The sequence below is a fragment of the Polaromonas sp. P1_E1_2 genome (assembly GCF_056406035.1).
In genome coordinates, this window is the sequence record NZ_JBFUAZ010000711.1 from 1 (window position 1) to 1,977 (window position 1,977).

Genomic DNA, 1,977 nt, shown 5'->3' on the forward strand with positions numbered 1-1,977 from the left:
GTATTGAAGGCGATACGTGAGCCCCCACGGTCGCTCACTTCGTGTAGCTCCCTGCCCCCCAAGGGGGCCGCTGCGCCTGCGGTCTGGCAAAGCCAGTCCCGCGGCCCCTGCTGGCGAAGAAAAGAGCCCCCACGGTCACTCACCGCCTCTCGCCTGCAGTTCCCTGCCTCCTTCGCGGCGTGGCTCTTTGGGAGATCACTGATATGACTCGCACGCTCATCAACGCACCCGCCAGCGCCATACGCGGTGAAGTCATCGAGATACGCGCGACCATAGGCCACCCGATGGAAACCGGCTTTCGCGCCGGTGAGGACGGCAAGGTCCTGCCGCGCAACATCATCAAGACCTTCAGCTGCCGCTACAACGGTGAACTGATCTTCAGCGCTGAGCTGTTTTCGGCTGTCTCAGCCAATCCCTACCTCGCCTTCCATACCGTGGCGACCGACAGCGGCACGCTGGTGCTTCGCTGGGAAGGCGACAACGGTTTTGCGCAGACTGAAAGCATCAACCTGGCCGTCACGGGATGACGCGCATCCCCGCGGGCCTTTTGTCTTTCGTGCTGGCATGCCATGCCGGCGCACAGACCGCGCCGCCAAAAGACCTTCGCCGTTCAGGCTTTGAGGACATGAGCGCATCCACCCAGGCCATGCAGAAAGACGATGCGCTGAATCCCGGCATGTTGTGGGTCAAGGACGGCGAAGCGCTGTGGAAGCAGCCAACAGGTGCCAACGGAAAGGCGTGCATCAGCTGCCACACAACGCCGGACAGCATGCGYGGCGTGTCGGCGCGATACCCGGCGTTTGACATTCAACTCGGCCGGCCCATCACCTTGAGCCAGCGCATCAATCAGTGCCGCCAGCATCACCAGCAGGCCGCACCGCTGCGCGCCGAAAGCCAGGATCTGCTGAGCCTGGAAAGCTATGTGGCGCTGCAGTCGCGCGGTCTGCCGGTATCGCCGCCCGATGATGCCCGGCTGGAGCCTTTCCGCCAGCGCGGGCAGCAGCTTTTCGCGCAGCGCATGGGCCAGCTCAACCTGTCCTGCGCGCAGTGCCATGACGGTTTGGCCGGCAGGCGTCTGGCCAGCAGCCTGATTCCCGAGGCACATCCCACGGGCTACCCGGTGTACCGTCTCGAATGGCAGACGCTGGGTTCGCTGCAGCGCCGCATCCGCGGCTGCATGAGCGGGGTGCGTGCCGAGCCGTTTGCCTATGGCGTGCAGGAGCTGGTGGAACTGGAGCTTTACCTGAATGCCCGTGCAAAAGGCATGGCAATGGAGACGCCGGGCGTGCGGCCGTGATTTGAGCGGCAGTACTGCGGGTGCTATCAATTACATAGCATATTGAGCAAATCCGGCGAAGGGCTGCTGCGCTTTTTATCATCTCAAAACCGGACCCGTGCCGTTCGGGTCAGTGCCGGCTTTCCGTCACATGAGGCTTATGCCGTCACACGACCTGGGCCGAGTGAGGAAGGCGCCTCCTGCTGCCAGCGTCGAGGGCACAAAGAAAACCCGGCTCCAAAGCGCGAATGCCTGAACAGTCGAATTGGCACACAAGTTGCTGATCGCCAGATGTCATCAGCCGCTTCCCCGCTTTCAATCCTGTTGATGGTTGCCAATGCAGCCTTCAGCCCTTCGGGAGCACTMCATGAAACGTCGTCACGTCCTGGCCGCCGGCATCTCTGCCCTGACCGCTCCAGCATGGACAAGCGCCCAAAGCGCCTGGCCTTCGCGTGGGCCGATCAGACTGGTCGCGCAATTCCCACCGGGCGGTCTGGTTGATACCGTGTCACGCATGATGGCGCCGCACCTGTCACAGGCGCTGGGCCAGACCGTCGTGGTGGAAAACCGCGCGGGTGCGGGTGGCCTGATCGGCACCGACTACGTGTCCAAGCAGCCCGCCGACGGCTACACCCTGCTGGCCAGCCATGCGTCGGTGCACATCTATGCCACAGCCACCCGCAAAGTCATGCCCTTTGACC

The 1,977-nt window shown here is 63.2% G+C and carries 3 protein-coding genes; all 3 read left to right on the top strand.

The window, feature by feature from the left end:
• The first annotated feature begins 203 nt into the window (after positions 1-203).
• Positions 204-527, top strand: coding sequence for a thiosulfate oxidation carrier complex protein SoxZ (gene soxZ, locus AC1D1P_RS22000; RefSeq protein ID WP_477669274.1), 324 nt, complete (start codon positions 204-206; stop codon positions 525-527).
• Positions 524-1,297 (top strand): sulfur oxidation c-type cytochrome SoxA, encoded by a 774-nt coding sequence (gene soxA, locus AC1D1P_RS22005; protein ID WP_477674440.1) that lies wholly within the window; start codon positions 524-526, stop codon positions 1,295-1,297. The genes soxZ and soxA overlap by 4 nt, the downstream gene beginning before the upstream one ends.
• Positions 1,298-1,643: 346 nt before the next feature.
• On the top strand, positions 1,644-1,977 hold a 334-nt coding region (locus tag AC1D1P_RS22010), incomplete at its 3' end, for a Bug family tripartite tricarboxylate transporter substrate binding protein (RefSeq protein WP_477674441.1).